This is a genomic window from Enterococcus sp. DIV0546, assembly GCF_051712785.1.
Taxonomy (GTDB): domain Bacteria; phylum Bacillota; class Bacilli; order Lactobacillales; family Enterococcaceae; genus Enterococcus; species Enterococcus faecalis.
In genome coordinates this window covers 1,813,715-1,831,150 of sequence record NZ_JBIOPO010000001.1, presented here as the reverse complement: position 1 = coordinate 1,831,150, position 17,436 = coordinate 1,813,715, and the positions used below count along the sequence as shown (strand labels likewise).

Here is a 17,436-nt window from a genome sequence, read left to right as displayed (position 1 = left end):
ACATGTCAGAATATGCAATCGATATCCAACATATTACCAAAACATACAACATGTATAAAAAGCCGTCCGATCGGTTTAAAGAAGCGCTTAGTCCAACCAAAAAATCCTACCACGATTTGTTTTATGCGTTAGACGATGTCACGATGCAAATTAAAAAAGGCGAGATGATTGGCTTTGTCGGCGAAAATGGCTCTGGGAAATCAACCATGTTAAAAATTATTACAGGAGTATTAACGCCAACCTCAGGGTCCTTGGTGATTAATGGGAAAATTTCAGCGTTGCTTGAATTAGGTTCAGGTTTCAACCCTGAATATTCAGGATATGAAAATATTTTCTTAAATGGAATGGTCTTGGGTTTTTCCCGAGAAGAGATGGAAGAGCGTGTCCAAGATGTCATTGATTTTGCTGACATCGGCGATCATTTGTATCAACCAGTTAAAACGTACTCTAGTGGTATGTTTGTCCGCTTGGCTTTTGCGGTAGCTATTAACGTGGACCCAGATATTTTAATTGTCGATGAAGCGTTGGCTGTCGGGGATTTAGAGTTTCAATTAAAATGTATGGAAAAATTTACGGAAATTAAAAATTCTGGTAAAACAATTTTATTTGTTTCTCACGATGTAAACTCCATCCGTCGTTTTTGTGATAGAACTTTTTGGTTGCAACACGGGAAAGTCGTTGAATATGGAGATACGATGGACGTGACTACCAATTACGAAAACTTTTTGAAAAAGAAATCAATTAAAACAGTTGACCGCGAAGCGACCATGAAAGATGAAACCCCAACGCCAGATATTATTGAAGTGGATCATGCGGAACTTTTAAACGCGGATTATGAACCATTAGAAATGGTAACGCAAGATGAAAAAGTGATTGTAAAAATTGAATATACTGTCAAAAACGACCAAATTAAGAAGCCTGTTTGTGGGGTCGCTATTCGAACAGTGGACAATCATTATGTCTGTGGCTTAAATACGTTGTTAGATGGCGTGCAAATCCCTTGGAAAAAAGGACGGAATGTTTTTTATTTAGAATATGAAAAAATGTCATTATTAACAGGTGAATATTATTTTGATATTGCTTTCTTTGAGGAACATGCAACAGTCCCATTAGTCTACAAAACAAAATACGTGACGATGTTTATTACCGGTCGTTATGCCGGAGAAGGAATTGTCATCTTAGATCATAAATGGAAGGATACGACAAAAGATGAAGTATGATTTTGAAATGGAAACAGACGAGAGTACCAGTGTTGGGAAAATCGTAGCACAAATCAAAGAAAATAGTGATGTCTTGGAATTTGGTCCAGGTAATGGGCGAATGACTAGCTATTTGATGGAAGAAAAAAAGTGCCGGGTCTCAATTGTTGAATTAGACAAAGAACTTTATGATCATGTCAGTCAATTTTCAACAGATGCCTTTTATGGCAATATTGATGAAAATGATTGGGTCGAATACTTTGCTGGTAAGACGTTTGATTATATCGTTTTTGCGGATGTGTTGGAACATTTAATGAATCCTCAAAGCGCCTTAGCAAAAGTCAAACCGTTTTTAAAACCAGGCGGTCAAATTTTAATCACGTTCCCTAATTTGGCGCATAATTCGGTCTTAATTGATTTATTTAATAATCGTTTAACGTGGAATGAAACTGGGCTGTTGGATGCTACGCATAAATCATTCTATTTACAAGAAGGATTTGAAAAAGTTTTTGCAGAAGTTGGTTTATACATTGCCAAAGAAGATTTTACATTTAATCAAGTTGGCTACAACGAAATTCCTACGACGTATGAAGCGTTACCTGTAGAAGTACAAGCAGCTTTTAAAGCGCGTCCCTTTGGCGAAGTGTATCAGTACTTTTTTGCCTTGACTGCTGAACCAGTAGAACAGCCAGAGCGAGTGACACCAGTAAATTCATACAATGAAAAAAACGTTCATATTTTAATTAATTGCGGCGAAGAAAAAGAGACTGAGTTGGATCAACCAGTTGATTTACAAAAACCTGAAACAAAACAGTTCCAACTGAAGATACCAGAAGACGTCCAACTGATAAAATTATTCCCAAGTTTAACGGGGGCAATTGTTAAATTATCCATGACGATAGACGGCGAGACAGTCCCAGTCGCAGCCACGAATGCTTTTCTGGTACAAGAGAATATCTATTATTTCTTAGATACGCAAGTCCCTGTAATCGAAGTAACCGATGCACAAATGGCAGGCAAAGACCTGACAGTAGCCATTGATTATTTCTTTGAAGGCAACTATTCAGAACGTGAAAATACCTTTATTCATGCACTGTTAGATGAAAGAAATCAATTTTTAGAAGAAATGAATAAACAGACGGAGACTGCCCCTATGCCTACTGGAAAATATAAACGAATCACGTTAACTAAATTTGACAAAATGATTAATTTAACCATCGATGATATTGCTCGCGATGTAGAAAATAACGTTTCTGTTATCAGAGGGTGGGCGTATGACAAACAAACAAATTATCCGCTAAGATTCAGCATTGCAGAAGCTAGTGAATCAGTCACTTATACGGTGGAAACAGAATATCGTCGGGATGTTATTGATATGTTTGAATTAGAAGGCGATCAAGATTATGGTTTTGTCATTACGATTAAAGATCCAGAAGATTTACCAGCCTACACGCTAAACATTGACACCAAATCAGGCCAGAAGGTTCAATACGTGGTGGAGCGTCCAAACATGGTTCAACCAGGCACGAAATTTGATCGAGCATGGCGTTCGATTCAGACACGTGGTTTGATGGGCTCAGTGAAGTGGTACTTTAAACGACAAGAAAAAGCAGAAGCCCCTGTTGACGTGGAGGCAGTTTTAGCGGAAATTAAAACGTTCCAATTTCAGCCTAAAATTTCTGTCGCTGTGCCTGTTTATAATGTCGAAGAAAAATGGCTTGCAGCGTGCGTTTCTTCTTTACAAAATCAGTACTATGAAAATTGGGAGTTATGTTTAGCAGATGATGCATCGCCAAGCGAACATATTAAGCCTATGCTAGAAAAATATAAAGAACTAGATCAACGAATCAAAGTTATTTATCGCGAAGAAAACGGACATATTTCAGAAGCAACCAACTCAGCTTTGTCGATTGCTACTGGCGATTTTGTTGGTTTCATGGATAACGATGATGAATTAGCGCCACAAGCATTATATGAAGTGGTCAAAGCTTTAAACACAGACCCAACGATTGATTTTCTTTATACTGATGAAGATAAAATTACAGAAAATGGTCGTCGCTTCAACGCGTTTTACAAATCGGACTGGAATCCAGAACTGATTTTAAACCATAATTACATTACACACTTTGTTGTTGTGAAACGTGATTTATTAGAAAAAGTAGGCGGATTGAACTCAGCATATAACGGCGCTCAAGACTATGATTTCGTATTACGAGCAACGGAACAAGCAACGAAAATCAAGCATATTCCTGGTATGATGTATCATTGGCGTGCCATTGAATCATCGACTGCTCTAAACCCTGAAAGCAAAGGTTACGCCTATGTAGCTGGTCAAAAAGCGGTCCAAGCGGCAACGGAACGCCGTGGCTTAAAAGCACAAGTAGAGATTGCCGAATTTTATGGTTCCTATAAAATTAACTATCTTTATGATCATGTGCCGATGGTATCATTGATTATTACGAATGATACAGAGAATATGAGTAGTTACTTACGTCAATTATTAGAAAAAACTGCCTATACAAATTATGAAATTCTATTGCCTGCACGCTTCGAGAATCAAATAAATACCCAAAATGACCGTCTTCGTTATGTTTCAACAGAAACTCGTCATGGCATGATTCAAGCTGCTAAGGGAGAATATGTGGCTTTATTAAATGCTGGATTGGTACCAACGAAAAATGATTGGTTAAAAGAGTTAATGAACATTGGTCAACAAGAGACCTCTGGTTTAGTGACTGGCCGCGTAGTTGACGCACGCTATCGCGTGGAAACGGTGGGAGTATCAGTTGATACAGACAAAGGTCGATTACTTTATCCCGAAAAAGGCACCCCTGGTAAAAGCTTAGGTTACTATTACAGAATTGCTTTACCAAGAAATATTCAAGCAGCAACTGAAGACTGCTTACTATTCAACAAACAACTTTACCTAAATTTAGAAGGAATTAACGAAAACTTAGGTAAAGAGTGGATGGGTGTCGATTTATCGTTACAATTTGCTAGCGCTGGTAAACGAAATGTATATGTGTCCTATGCAATTTTGAAAGCAGACGAAAAAATGCAAAACCATGATAAAAAAGGATTTTATAAAGAACTTGCGGAAAAATGGACCGCGGAAGCTTTAGTTGATCCCTACCGAAATCCGAAACATCTATAAGGAGAATGCACATGAATGAAGACATTAAGGTGATCTTTGATAGTATCTATCGCGACAAAACAACAAATAATTTAACCATTACAGGTTGGGCGTTAGATACAATCACTAAAGAAAGCCCAACTTTCACAATTAATAATGAAAACCAAGTGTCCGCTTATAACATTCAGCGCGTTTTACGTGAAGATGTTAATCAAATTTATCAAACAGAGCCTGCGATTGAAGCTGGCTTTGTTGTTACACTTGAAGGAATTAAACAAAAAAAAGTACTCCCTTTTCATTTTCAATCATCAGCACATGTTGTAACGGTGGATTTTCCCTTGAATAAAAAATATCCAGTGATTCCAGGGACAGAAGATAAAGTAACTCGTCTTTGGATAAAAGCCAAAAAAGGATTTAAGTATATGGCTAAAAATGGTATTTCTCATACCATTCAACGAGCGAAAATTGAGAAACTAAGAAATCAAGCTTCGTATCCTAACTGGTTAGCTAGAAATGAAGTACTAGACATAGAAGCGATGACACAAGAAATCGCAACATTTCATTACCAACCTAAAATTTCCATTGCGATGCCAGTGTATAATGTTGAAGAAAAATGGCTTCGTTTGTGCATTGATTCTATTTTGAATCAAGTCTATACTAATTGGGAATTATGTATGGCCGATGACGCCTCAACAGATCCCAATGTCAAAAAGATTTTAACAGAGTACCAGCAATTGGATGAGCGAATTCGGGTCGTCTTTCGTGAACAAAATGGTCATATTTCCGAAGCAACCAACTCTGCTTTAGCGATTGCTACCGGAGAATTTGTCGCCTTACTAGACAACGATGATGAATTAGCGATCAATGCTTTTTATGAAGTGGTTAAAGTGCTGAATGAAAACCCAGAACTGGATTTAATTTATAGTGATGAAGATAAGATTGACATGGATGGAAATCGTTCTGATCCAGCCTTTAAACCAGATTGGTCACCTGATTTACTTTTAGGAACCAATTACATTTCGCATTTAGGCGTGTATCGTCGGAGTATTCTAGAAGAAATTGGCGGCTTTCGAAAAGGTTACGAAGGTTCTCAAGACTACGATTTAGTCTTAAGATTTACTGAAAAAACGACAAAAGAACGCATCACACATATTCCAAAAGTTCTTTACTATTGGCGGATGCTGCCAACCTCAACAGCAGTGGATCAGGGCTCCAAAGGTTATGCTTTTGAAGCGGGGTTAAGAGCCGTGCAAGATGCGCTCGTTCGTCGAGGTATTAATGGTCATGCAACGCATGGGGCGGCGAATGGCTTATACGATGTTTATTATGACATTGAATCTGAAAAGTTAGTCTCAATTATTATTCCAACTAAAAATGGCTATAAAGACGTACAACGTTGTGTTTCATCGATTATTGAAAAAACAACCTACCAAAATTACGAGATTATTATGGCTGATAATGGAAGTACAGATCCAAAAATGCACGAATTATATGCAGAATTTGAACAACAATTACCTGGCCGCTTTTTCGTTGAATCAATCGATATTCCATTCAATTTCTCAACTATTAACAATCGTGCAGCGAAAAAAGCGCACGGAGAGTATTTATTATTTTTAAATAATGATACCGAAGTGATTACAGAGAATTGGTTAACCTTGATGGTTTCATTTGCTCAGCAAGAACGGATTGGCTGTGTAGGTGCGAAATTATTGTATCCAAATAATACGGTCCAACACGCAGGCGTTATTTTAGGATTAGGTGGTGTTGCTGGACATGGTCATTATGGTTATCCCCATGGTGACTTAGGCTATTTTGGTCGGTTAGCTATTAATGTTAATTATTCAGCAGTAACTGCCGCATGCTTACTTATGAAAAAAGCAGATTTTGATGCAGTTGGTGGTTTTGAAGAAGCGTTTACCGTAGCTTTCAATGATGTTGATTTATGCCTGAAAGTCCAAGCTTTAGGACGTGACAATGTTTGGCTTCATGAAGCAGAGCTTTATCATTTTGAATCTCAAACTCGTGGATATGATGATAAAGGCAAAAAGAAAAAACGTTTTGAACAAGAAAAAGTGATGATGGAAGAAAAATGGGGACCTTTAATTGAAAATGATCCATTTTATAATCCTAATCTGACAAGGGATATTCCCAACTTTTCATTACGAATTGACTAGATGCAATTGCGGATGACGAAATGGAGCGAAAAGATGGAACAACAACTAACTACAAGAAAAGAAAAACAACCATTACGCAACCAAGCTGAGCAGAGCGCTCGCTTGGTTGATCATTTGTTACGCTGGCGCTATCTGCTAGCGGCAGTCATTTTTATTTTACTGGTAGCCTTTAAAGTCCATGGTAGTTCATTAAACATGTGGGATGCGTATGTTTCTGAATATGCAGATGGTCAAAAAAGTTCATTAATTGCTGGTGAACCAAGAGGTGTTCGCTCGGATGAATGGCTCGTTCAAACCCCATTTAGCCTCTCACAAACACAAACAGGTTTGAAAACACATAATGATGTGATTACGTTAAATGGGCAAGACATGGTGGTAGGCTATAATTCACCAGCGTGGAATTTGGCCACGTTAGCGAAACCTTTTACGTGGGGCTATGTACTATTAGGCAAAGAATATGGCTTATCATGGTATTGGAATCTTAAATTAATTGGCTTAATTTTATTCTCTTTTGAAATTGGTTTGATCGTCACACGGCGGAATAAATATTTAGCTTTGTTAGCAAGTGTTTGGATTCCGTTTTCTTCGGCCCTTCAATGGTGGTTTGTCTCGCCAGTTGGAGATTTAGTATTTTTTGGCTTAGGTTTTTTAGTGGGAATTTATAATTATTTCTATTATCATAGTAGTGTTCGACGTCGTGTCATTTGTGCGATAACGGCTGTTATTATGGCCTCAGGATTTGTTTTAGTTATTTATCCTGCGCTACAAGTACCACTTGGTTATTTGATTTTATTATTTTTAATTTTATTCTTTTTAGAATTTCGTAAAAAAATTAAGTTGGATAAGTGGGATGGGGTCCTGATAGGTGGGGCACTCTTGATGACGGCGATTATTGTTGGCGGATCGCTATATGGCTCATTGGATTCCTTAAAAGCAGTAATGGATACCGCTTATCCAGGAAAACGGGTAAGTTTAGGTGGCGATATGCCTAAACGCGATATTTTGTTATTTTTAACAAATTGGAAAATGCCGTTTCAAGATGTTCCATATTCCAATAATTCGGAAATCAGTAGTTTTTATCAATTATTTTTTGTTATTTTGCCGCTCTCACCATTTATTTTTTATAAAAAAATCAAAGAAAACATTTACGGTTTTGTCTTATTCGTGTATTGTTTATTTAACTTAGTTTGGATGAGCGTTCAATTTCCAACAATTTTTGCTAAGTTGACATTGTGGTCTTATGTGCCAGAACAACGGGCGATGTTATCCTTCGGGTTTGCAGCTGTGTTGTTGAGTTTATGGTTCATCGATTATTTATGGAATCGCCAAGCAAAAATTCCAATGATGGCCTGGTTAGGGGCGCTAGGATTAAATGTTGTTCTGTATTTCTTTGTTTTATATACGGGCAATTTACGGTTATACGTTACACGAATGGACATTATTGGTGTCTTAGTTGTCGCTACCGTTTTAATTGTTGCTTTATTTAAACGTTGGCGCACGTTATTTGTCCTTGTCTTATTAGGAATCATTATGGTTTCTGGTGCCTTTGTTAATCCAATTTCTCGAGGCGTTTCTGCTGTCTATGGTAAAAAATTAGCGGTAGAAGTGGAAGAAATTAACAAAAAAGACCCCAACCAATTGTGGGTGGGCGAACGCTTGATGTATGGCTATTTGCCAATGTTAGGTGTGCATACATTTAACGGTGTTGCTTTTACACCTGACTTAGAGGCTTGGAAACCATTAGATCCAAAAGGAAAAGACACATTTATTTATAATCGCTATGCGCACATCAATGTTGAAGTAGGAAATCAGGCCCCTGTTTTAGAGTTGATGCAAAAAGATGCGATTATTGCTCGTTTATCTCCAGAAAAATTAAAAGAATATGGGATTAAATATGCGGTCGTTTATAAACCATTAGAACCGTTAGACACACCAACGATTCATTTTGAAAAATTATATGGACCTGATCAGAACGGGGCATATATTTATCGAATAAACGACTAGTGATTCATTCATGGAATGAGGTTTGAATATGGGAAAAGTATTGAATAGAATCGGTCGACTTATTTTATTAGTAACAATGATCGGCTCGTATACGATGTGGGTCGTAGGAATTGATGCGCCAGTCACAAAATATATGTATGCCAATAGTTCAATTTTATTATTAATAGCAGTAATACTTGTACTGCTATTAAATTGTACAAAATTAAAATTTATTGACTGGCTGACCGTAGCGTTGGCGCTAGCCACCTGGCTCTTGTTTCACTTTACGGAATCAATCCGTCATAGCACAATGCAAACAGATACAATGATTCCTTTAATTATTTTGTTGGTCCTTTGTTTTAAAGTTTGTGTCTTTGATCGTTTGGATCAAACGCTTTTATTAATTGTCTCTTTAGTTGCTTTGAGTGCGACTTTGTATCGGATGTCCGTGGAGTTGCCTCAGTTGATTCCAGCAGACGAAATTTTTAAAGAATCAAATAAACTAGAAAGTATTTGGATTAATACCAATACGATTGGTGCAACATTGATGTTTTCAACAATGATGGCCAGTAGTTTGATCAAAGCATATAGAAATAAGGTTTTTAACCTGCTGCTTTTACCTGTATACATTGGTGGTGTTTTAGGTACATGGGTCAGTCAATCAAAAACCTCTTTTGCCATTTTAGTTGGTTTTATTCTGGTGGATAATCTTTTACCAAAACGTTTCTTGCAACGTTCGAAAGTTTGCCTGTTTGGTTTTGTCGGAGTAGCTGCATTGGGACCATTGTTATTTTACTTATGTGCGGAATCGGATACTGTGGATTTATTTACAGGAAGAGAACGAATTTGGCATGAGTTTTTTGCTAAATGGTTATCTGATCCTCAACATATTAAAGTCGGTATGGAGCCTTTTGTGGCCTCATGGAAACCGCTGGGGACACATAATGCTTTTCTATTTACGTTAAGTAATTTTGGTGTCATCGGCTATCTGATTTTATTTGGTTTTTTAGTCAGTATGATTTTATTGATTGGTTTCCGCAAAAAAACATTGGATCGTTTGCAAGTTAGTTTACTTTTAGGCTTCCTTTTAATCTGGATTCATTCATTTATGGAAGATATTTTATTAGCGCCTCATTGGATGCCGATTGTTTATAGTTTCCTCGGGCTAGCCTTCTACTTCCGGCCAGAGAAAAAACGAGGAAGACATGAAAGACCAACGACACCTAAAAGAAGAAAACGAATGAAACAAACAAGTCCTGTTAGCAATGAAGAGCGCCCAATAACACCTGTTGACGAAGAGGGCTGGGACCAACCTGAAGAATTAAGTCGTGTCCAAAGACATCGCAGATAATTTTCATCCTATAGAACTTTCTTGTCCGCTGACATTATGGTAATATAGGGGTTGCATGTTATTACAAATAATGTAATTACTGGAAGTGAAGAGAGGAAGTTTTTAATGACATCAAAAAGTGAATGGAGTAATGCAAGACGGATTGTAATTATTTTAGCAGACGTTTTGCTCTATAATTTATCAATCATCTTAGGATTTATAATGAAATTTGGCCGAGCAATACCATCATTTAACTTTGTGGCTTATGAAAAATCTGCAATTTATATTTCAATCTTTTTTATCTTTTTGAATTTGTTGTTAGGTGCGTATATTTTTTATAATCGCAAAATTAGTGACATCATTTTTGTCACGGTGATTGGTCAAATTTTAATGACTTTAACGATTATGATTGTGACATTTGCCGGACGTTGGTTTACGTTCCCGCGTTCTGTTTTAGGATATTCTTTTATAATCGGAATTATTGTTCTAAGTCTTTGGCGAATTCTTGTTTATTATCTTTACTTAAAGGTCAGCAATGAGCGAAAAGTTGTTTTACTAGGTAAAGAAAATCAAGTCATGCGGTCAATTCAAAACTTTATGTCTGATAAAAATAACAAGCATAAAGTAACGAGTGTTGTTGTCAGTAATTACTATGAAAACTTAAAAAAAATTATCGATGAAATCGATATTGTTTATATTTCAAGTAATGTTGATGAGAACGAAAAAGTAAAATTGTATCAATTAATTGTCAAACACAAGAAAAAAATCTTTTTAGATACAAGTTTTGAAAATCTAATTATGTTAAAACCAAACATGATGAACTTTGAAGATGAAAGTATCATCGAAGTCTCAAATTTTGAAATTCAACCAGAAGAGAATTTTATTAAACGTTTATTCGATATTTTAGTCTCTGTTTGCCTATTTGTGATTACCTCCCCCTTAATGCTTATTGCAGCGATTTTAGTCAAAGCAACCTCACCGGGACCAGTGATTTACAAACAAACTCGGATTACATTAGATCAACGTGAGTTCTCGATTTTAAAATTTAGAACGATGTCGGCAACAGCGGAAGCAAAATCAGGTCCAGTCTTATCTACAAGTAACGACAGTCGCGTCACTACAGTTGGTAAATACTTGCGCGCTTTACGTATTGATGAGTTGCCACAACTAATCAATGTTATTCGCGGGGATATGTCCATTGTCGGACCACGTCCTGAACGACCATTCTTTGTTGATCAATTTAATCAGGAAAACCCGAATTATTATTTACGTCACAATGTACGTGCGGGGATTACTGGCTATGCCCAAGTTTATGGGAAGTATGCTTCTGACTACAATAGTAAATTGAACTTTGATTTACTGTACATCAAGAATTATTCATTACTATTGGATATGAAAATTCTGCTTCAAACTATCAAAATTCTCTTTGATAAAGTATCATCAAGAGGATTGGATGAGTCTGAAGAACGTGAAGAATTGACGATGGATTATTGTAAAGAGAATGCTATTAGAATTTATCGTTAAAAGTTTGAGACATAAGCTTAAATAACTTATGTCTCAAACCTTTTTTTTGAAACAAGGAACGTTGAAATAATAAAAGAGCTATGCGATAATATAAACTGTTACATTCTTACATAAAATGCAACGAGGAGTGAACAAATGGAAACAGCACTTGTTTCAATTATTATGCCTATGTACAACGCGGGCAAATTTTTATCAAAATCTATTGAAAGCGTTCTGGAACAAACCTACCAGAATTGGGAATTATTACTCATTGATGATGGAAGTAAAGATGATTCTATTGATATTGCACTTGCCTTTATGGAAAAAGATTCAAGAATCTTTTTACTGAAAAATGAACAGAACATGGGCATTGCAAAGACCAGAAATAAAGGAATTGAAGCTTCAAAGGGACAATATATTGCCTTTTTAGATAGTGATGATTTATGGCTTCCTAATAAATTAGAAGTTCAAATCAAGTGGATGGAAGAAAAAAAACTTTTATTTACATGTAGTTCTTATTTTGTATGTAATGAAAATGGCAACATTACTCATGAGCGTAATTTTAGTGAGGGACCACAAACCTATCAAGATCTTTTAAAAACAAATACTATCGGCTGCTTAACGGTCGTAGTCGAATCTAATCTGCTTAAACGCCATTTAATGCCGGATTTAAAACATGAAGACTATGCTACTTGGTTAAACATTTTGAAAGAAATAAATACGGTCTATTTTATTAACGAAAAAATAGCCATTTATCGTAAGCTAACCACCTCTACATCTTCTAACAAATGGAATACAATCAGTTGGGTTTGGAAAATTTTACGTCAAAATGAACAATTTTCAGTTATTAAAAGTTCATTCTACTTAATGCGTTTTTTATTCTATACAACATTTAAATATGCAAAGAATGAATAGGGAGGAAAAGGAAAAGTGGAACAGACAACACAGACGCAATTAGTAGAAATTCAACAAGTCGTTTTACGCATGTCAAAATATTTTGTGGCTTTTTGTGAAGAACATAATCTAACCTGTTATTTTTGTGGAGGCGGTTGTATTGGAGCAATCCGCAGTCAAGGTTTTATTCCATGGGATGATGACTTAGATTTCTTTATGCCAAGACCAGATTATGAAAAATTAAAAGTGCTTTGGCCTAAATATGCAGATACAGAACGTTATCCATTGTTAGTTGCTTCAAAAACTTATAATGATCATAATTCATTTATGACAATTAGGGATGCACAGACAACGTTTATTAAAACCTATCAAGATGGATTAGCGATTCCTCATGGTATTCCTATCGATATTTTTCCTTTAGATGGTGCGCCAAAAGGAAATTTTCAAAGGAAGAAACAAAAAATTTGGGCATTAATTTATGCTTTATTCTGTTCACAAGTGGTACCAGAAAAACATGGTGGCATTTTAGCAACGGGTAGTCGGGTATTATTGAATATCTTTCCATCGAAAAAAGTTCGCTATCATATTTGGCGCTTTGCTGAAAAAAGAATGACTAAGTATTCCTTCGGCTCCACTCCTTATGTCACAGAATTATGTGTCGGACCACGTTACATGGGTAATATTTATCATTTGGAAGATTTTAAATCTGCTATTTTTGTTCCATTTGAAGATACAAAAATGCCAATACCAGTGGGCTACAAGCGCTACTTAACAGAGGTTTTTGGGGATTATATGCAATTGCCACCAGAGGAAGATCGCCAACCCCATCATGAAGCGCTAATTGTTGATACTAAAAAATCGTACACAGAATATCTTAAAAAATAAATAAAAGATGAAAACAATCGATTAAAGATCTGTTTTCATCTTTTTACCATTTAAAAGTAAAAAATTGATATAGGAATGTTAAAAAAGCGTAATTGAATTTGAAATAAAGGTATGAGATAATAATTGGTGTTAGTTTTAAAATGTGAAAACAATTAGTTGAAGGTTATAGGATACACATTTTTCAAGGGCGAATGGCAAGTGTTTAAGAAAGATACATATTATTAAATATATAAGGAGAGTTTCATGAAAAAAATCATTTCAGGTATGTTAATTTGTACCGTATTATTAAATAGTTTTAGTGTGATTGCATCAGGAGAAGAGCTTGTAAAAACAGAAACAACGGGGGAGACTGGCTTGGTCACTCAAGCTACGTCAGAAACAACGACTAATTCAACGGAGGATACATCTTCTGTTACAGAAGAAAATACCTCTGAAAGAGATAGTTCTGCTTCAAGCACAAAAGAAGAGTCTCTTGATTCTTCAACAAATAGTACAACGGAAGAACATTCTTCTGTTTCAGAAACAAACACAACAGATAGTAAAACAGAAGCATCACAAAGCTCTGAAGTAGAAAAAAAGACCATTGACCAAGATGAAGCGGATTATCAAGAAGCAGCACGTGAAGGAACGAACCATAAAAAAGGAACATATGCTATGAAAAACGGCCTTTCTTCTAGGGTAGCGCGAGCAACAGTTGCGAACGTCTATGCGAATGATCCTAATTTGCCTGGCAAGAATTTTATTGACGTTTCTAGTTGGAATGGAGACATTTCAGTAGCTGAATATCAAAAAATTAAAAGCTATGGTGTAACAGGTGTCTCGGTTAAATTGACAGAAGGAACTTGGTATGTTAATCCATATGCTGCGGGCCAAATTAGAAATGCCAAAGCTGCTGGCTTAAAAGTTTCAGCATATCACTATAGTATGTATGTCTCTGCTGCGACAGCACAAGATGAAGCAAGATATTTTGCTCAGGCGGCGGCTAACTCTGGCTTAGATAAAAATACCATAATGTTTAATGATGCGGAAGATCCAACGCTTACAAACAATGGACGAAACGCCCATGCTAATTCTATTGCATTTAACCAGCAATTAAAGGCACTGGGGTATAAAAATGATGCGTTGTATGTCGGCAAATGGTGGTTAACAGCTGGTTATATCGATACTTCCGCCTTCGGAAGAGACAGAGTATGGGTAGCGCAATATCCATATACTCCAGATAGTTCCATGCAGTGGAATAATGACCATGGTGCTTGGCAATGGTCTTCGCAAATGTATTTCCCTGGCTTAGCTAACTATGAAGGGCGTCCATTTGATATTTCCATGACCTATAGTAATTTTTTAAATATGGGTAATAGTATTGGCCCTGACTTAAGTAAGTATTACACAACTAATCCAAATAAGGTAGTAGCATTAAACAATGGAAATTATTATACAGATACTTCTTTCAGTGCCAAGAAATCTTCCTATAAAAAAGGAGAGATTATGACTGTTCTTGGAATTGAATACAGCAATAATGGTTATCCAAGGTTATTGACAAGTTTAGGATATGTTAATGCAATTAAAACTAATGTTTTACAAGTGACAACTACTATCGATAATTATATTACTGATAACGTTTCTAAAGTATTATTTTTACAAAATGGAAACTATTATATTGATCCTAATTTTACTAATGTGGTAGGTAGTTACCAAGCAGGAGAAATAGTTGATATTTTAGGAATTGAATATAGTACAAGTGGCTATCCTAGATTAAAAACTAACAAAGGGTATATAAATGGTATTAAGAGTAATGTTGCACCATTAGTACCAAACTATAACGATTACTATTATTTAAACCCGCAAAAAGTGGTCGCCAATATAGAGCTTAATGGATATACTGATGTTAATTTTTCCAAAGTTAAGAGTATTTTGAAAAAAGGAGAGTTACTTGATGTAATAGGGATTGCTTATACAGACAAAGGTTATCCTAGATTAATTACTAACCAAGGATATATAAATGCATCAAAAGCATATGTGCAGAAAGTAATTCCTAATATAAATGATTATATTACAGATATAGATACACAGTTTGTTTATACTTTAAAAGAAGGATCATATTATAATAATTTGGATTTTGATAAAAAAGTTGGTTATTTTAAAAAAGGAGAAGTTATTCCAGTAAAATCAATAGAGTTTACAAATAAAGGTTATCCACGTTTGAAAACTGATTTTGGGTATGTTAATCCACAAAGAACGAACTTAAGTAAATTAGTACCTAATTATACTTCTTACTTTTATGAAAACCCTGAATTACTAGCCAGTTTAAAGGATTTTAATTATTACCAAGATATTGATCTTAATATAAAAAAAGGAACTTATAACAAAGGTGAACTTATAAATGTTCAAAAAGTTGAATTTACTAGAAATGGTTATCCACGGTTAGTGACGGATAAAGGATACATTAATGGGATAAAATCAAATAGTGTAAAGGTAACGCCAACAATTAAAAACTATATTACAAAGGATGTACAAAAAGTATTATTTAAATCCACAGGAAACTATTTTAATAATGTAGCATTTAGTCAAGTTATTGGCTCCTATACTAAAGACGATGTTGTAGATGTAAAGGGAATCGAATATACTACAAATGGTTATCCGAGGTTATTGACAAGTAAAGGATATGTCAATGCTATAAAAGATAATGTGCAAAAAGTAATACCAAATATTGAAAATTATTATTATAAAGATGTCAACTATGTAGTAGCTCTCAAGAATACGAATTTTTATACAGATGTTGAATTTTCTGAACCTGTACAAATATTACCTAAAAATAAATTGATTAAAGTAGAAAGCATTGAATTCACAGAAAAAGGCTATCCGCGTTTAAAAAATGAACAAGGATATTTAAATGCTGTAAAAACAAATGTTGTTAAAGTTATTAATAATTTAAATGATTATTACTACGAAGATGTAAGGACTGTCGAAGCGTTACATGAAGGAGTCTTTTTTGATGATGTTGATTTCACAAAAAAAATAGGAAACTACAAAAAGGGAGATAAATTAGTTGTAAACAAGATAGAGTATAGTCAAACTGGCTATCCTAGGATATTAACGAATATGGGATATATTAATAGTATTAAAACTAATGTTAAGAAGATTAATTAGTTTTAATAACTAAGAACTAATTTATTACCTTGATATGTCTGACTTGGTTAACCAAATCTTACTAAGAATATAGGAGGAAATCCCGGCTCTTTGTCAAATAATGTTGTTAAAGAGAAATTGTAGAATTATGTCGAGTCCAGAGGAGAAAATTCTCTGGATTTTTTTATTTGGTTTGTATGGCTTGTCCATAATTATTTTATTGACGGAATTATAATTTAAGTGCAACACAAAAAATCATAGATAAAATTCTAGCATAATGGTATGGACTAACAAACGCATTAGGAGGGATTTTATCTATGATTTTATATATGCATCTTACTACACAAGAGCGAGAAATGATATTTTTATATCATAGTTTTGGTTTTTCTTTCAGAAGAATAGGGCGGTTAATCAAACGATCGCCTTCGACAGTGATAAGGGAAATCAAACGGAATTCTACAAAAGTAAAACTATATTCACCTTCTTTAGCACAGAAATCCTATCATAAAAATAAACAAAGTGTGGTAGAAAACGAATATTAGATATGGCACCGCTGAAGGAAACGGTGTGTAAACTTTTCCTTGAACACCAATGGTCTCCTAAACAAATAGCGAATAGAATTAAAACGGGAAAACATACAACGCTATGTACCGTTCCATTTATCGCGGTTTGTTTAATAAAGAATTCACTAAAGACAGTCGTGGTGCTCGCAGAAAACTTAGACGAAAAGGAAAATCTAGATTTCTATTAACTTCTAAAGCCGTCAAAAAGGATGCTTTAGCTATTTCGAACGTTATAATTAATCTATTCTCTGAGTTGCCTTTGGATAAAAGAAGAACGATAACTCCTGACAGAGGAAGTGAGTTTTCTTTTTATCAGAAGTTCAATAAAGCTGTTAATATTAATTGTTATTTTTCTGATTCACAGGCTCCTTGACAACGCGAAACCAATGGAAATATGAATGGACTATTACGAGAATACTTGCCGAAAGGGAAAGGTATGACCTTAATTCCAGATAGTTATATTCAATCCTTTATGCATAAATTAAACACTAGACCGTGAAAATGCTTAAAAAGGAAAACACCGTATGAAGTTTTTACGATAAAATGTTGCACTTAATTTGACAATTTGAGTTAAAATAACGAACAAAAATATTTACAGTTCGATTAAGGTCTACGATAAATTATTGAAACTTACTGATAGTTATGA

The 17,436-nt window shown here is 35.1% G+C and carries 9 protein-coding genes and 1 pseudogene; all 10 read left to right on the top strand.

From position 1 onward, the window contains the following. Positions 1–2: 2 nt before the first annotated feature. The 10 genes and pseudogenes from IGJ24_RS08945 to IGJ24_RS08900 all read left to right on the top strand — a co-directional run bounded on the left by IGJ24_RS08945 (position 3) and on the right by IGJ24_RS08900 (position 17,351). Positions 3–1,220: an ABC transporter ATP-binding protein gene (locus IGJ24_RS08945; RefSeq protein WP_289865391.1), complete on the top strand. Its 1,218-nt coding sequence runs from the start codon at positions 3–5 to the stop codon at positions 1,218–1,220. Continuing rightward, complete coding sequence (locus IGJ24_RS08940) at positions 1,210–4,353, top strand: glycosyltransferase (protein ID WP_289865392.1); 3,144 nt, start codon at positions 1,210–1,212, stop codon at positions 4,351–4,353. The genes IGJ24_RS08945 and IGJ24_RS08940 overlap by 11 nt, the downstream gene beginning before the upstream one ends. A gap of 11 nt (positions 4,354–4,364) precedes the next feature. Continuing rightward, complete coding sequence (locus tag IGJ24_RS08935) at positions 4,365–6,506, top strand: glycosyltransferase family 2 protein (RefSeq protein ID WP_002364384.1); 2,142 nt, start codon at positions 4,365–4,367, stop codon at positions 6,504–6,506. Next, positions 6,507–8,510 (top strand): DUF7657 domain-containing protein, encoded by a 2,004-nt coding sequence (locus IGJ24_RS08930; protein ID WP_002398588.1) that lies wholly within the window; start codon positions 6,507–6,509, stop codon positions 8,508–8,510. A 28-nt stretch (positions 8,511–8,538) separates the two neighbouring features. Beyond that, positions 8,539–9,840, top strand: coding sequence for an EpaQ family protein (locus tag IGJ24_RS08925; RefSeq protein ID WP_289865393.1), 1,302 nt, complete (start codon positions 8,539–8,541; stop codon positions 9,838–9,840). A 105-nt stretch (positions 9,841–9,945) separates the two neighbouring features. Beyond that, positions 9,946–11,343, top strand: a complete 1,398-nt coding sequence (locus IGJ24_RS08920; protein WP_104853734.1) for a sugar transferase — start codon at positions 9,946–9,948, stop codon at positions 11,341–11,343. Between the two features lie 135 nt (positions 11,344–11,478). Continuing rightward, positions 11,479–12,237, top strand: a complete 759-nt coding sequence (locus tag IGJ24_RS08915; protein WP_289865394.1) for a glycosyltransferase family 2 protein — start codon at positions 11,479–11,481, stop codon at positions 12,235–12,237. Between the two features lie 15 nt (positions 12,238–12,252). Next, entirely contained in the window at positions 12,253–13,101 is an 849-nt protein-coding gene (locus IGJ24_RS08910; RefSeq protein WP_002366946.1) for a LicD family protein, read from the top strand. Positions 13,102–13,344: 243 nt separating this feature from the next. Continuing rightward, positions 13,345–16,248, top strand: a complete 2,904-nt coding sequence (locus IGJ24_RS08905; RefSeq protein WP_219930869.1) for a DUF5776 domain-containing protein — start codon at positions 13,345–13,347, stop codon at positions 16,246–16,248. Positions 16,249–16,544: 296 nt separating this feature from the next. Further along, positions 16,545–17,351 (top strand): annotated as a pseudogene (locus tag IGJ24_RS08900) (IS30 family transposase). Positions 17,352–17,436 lie beyond the last annotated feature (85 nt).

What these genes read in the sequence shown, in the direction of transcription:
- IGJ24_RS08905 (WP_219930869.1), top strand. Translation starts at nt 13,345, where the DNA reads ATGAAAAAAATCATTTCAGGTATGTTAATTTGTACCGTATTATTAAAT.
- IGJ24_RS08945 (WP_289865391.1), top strand. Translation starts at nt 3, where the DNA reads ATGTCAGAATATGCAATCGATATCCAACATATTACCAAAACATACAAC.
- IGJ24_RS08920 (WP_104853734.1), top strand. Translation starts at nt 9,946, where the DNA reads ATGACATCAAAAAGTGAATGGAGTAATGCAAGACGGATTGTAATTATT.
- IGJ24_RS08925 (WP_289865393.1), top strand. Translation starts at nt 8,539, where the DNA reads ATGGGAAAAGTATTGAATAGAATCGGTCGACTTATTTTATTAGTAACA.
- IGJ24_RS08940 (WP_289865392.1), top strand. Translation starts at nt 1,210, where the DNA reads ATGAAGTATGATTTTGAAATGGAAACAGACGAGAGTACCAGTGTTGGG.
- IGJ24_RS08930 (WP_002398588.1), top strand. Translation starts at nt 6,507, where the DNA reads ATGCAATTGCGGATGACGAAATGGAGCGAAAAGATGGAACAACAACTA.
- IGJ24_RS08935 (WP_002364384.1), top strand. Translation starts at nt 4,365, where the DNA reads ATGAATGAAGACATTAAGGTGATCTTTGATAGTATCTATCGCGACAAA.
- IGJ24_RS08915 (WP_289865394.1), top strand. Translation starts at nt 11,479, where the DNA reads ATGGAAACAGCACTTGTTTCAATTATTATGCCTATGTACAACGCGGGC.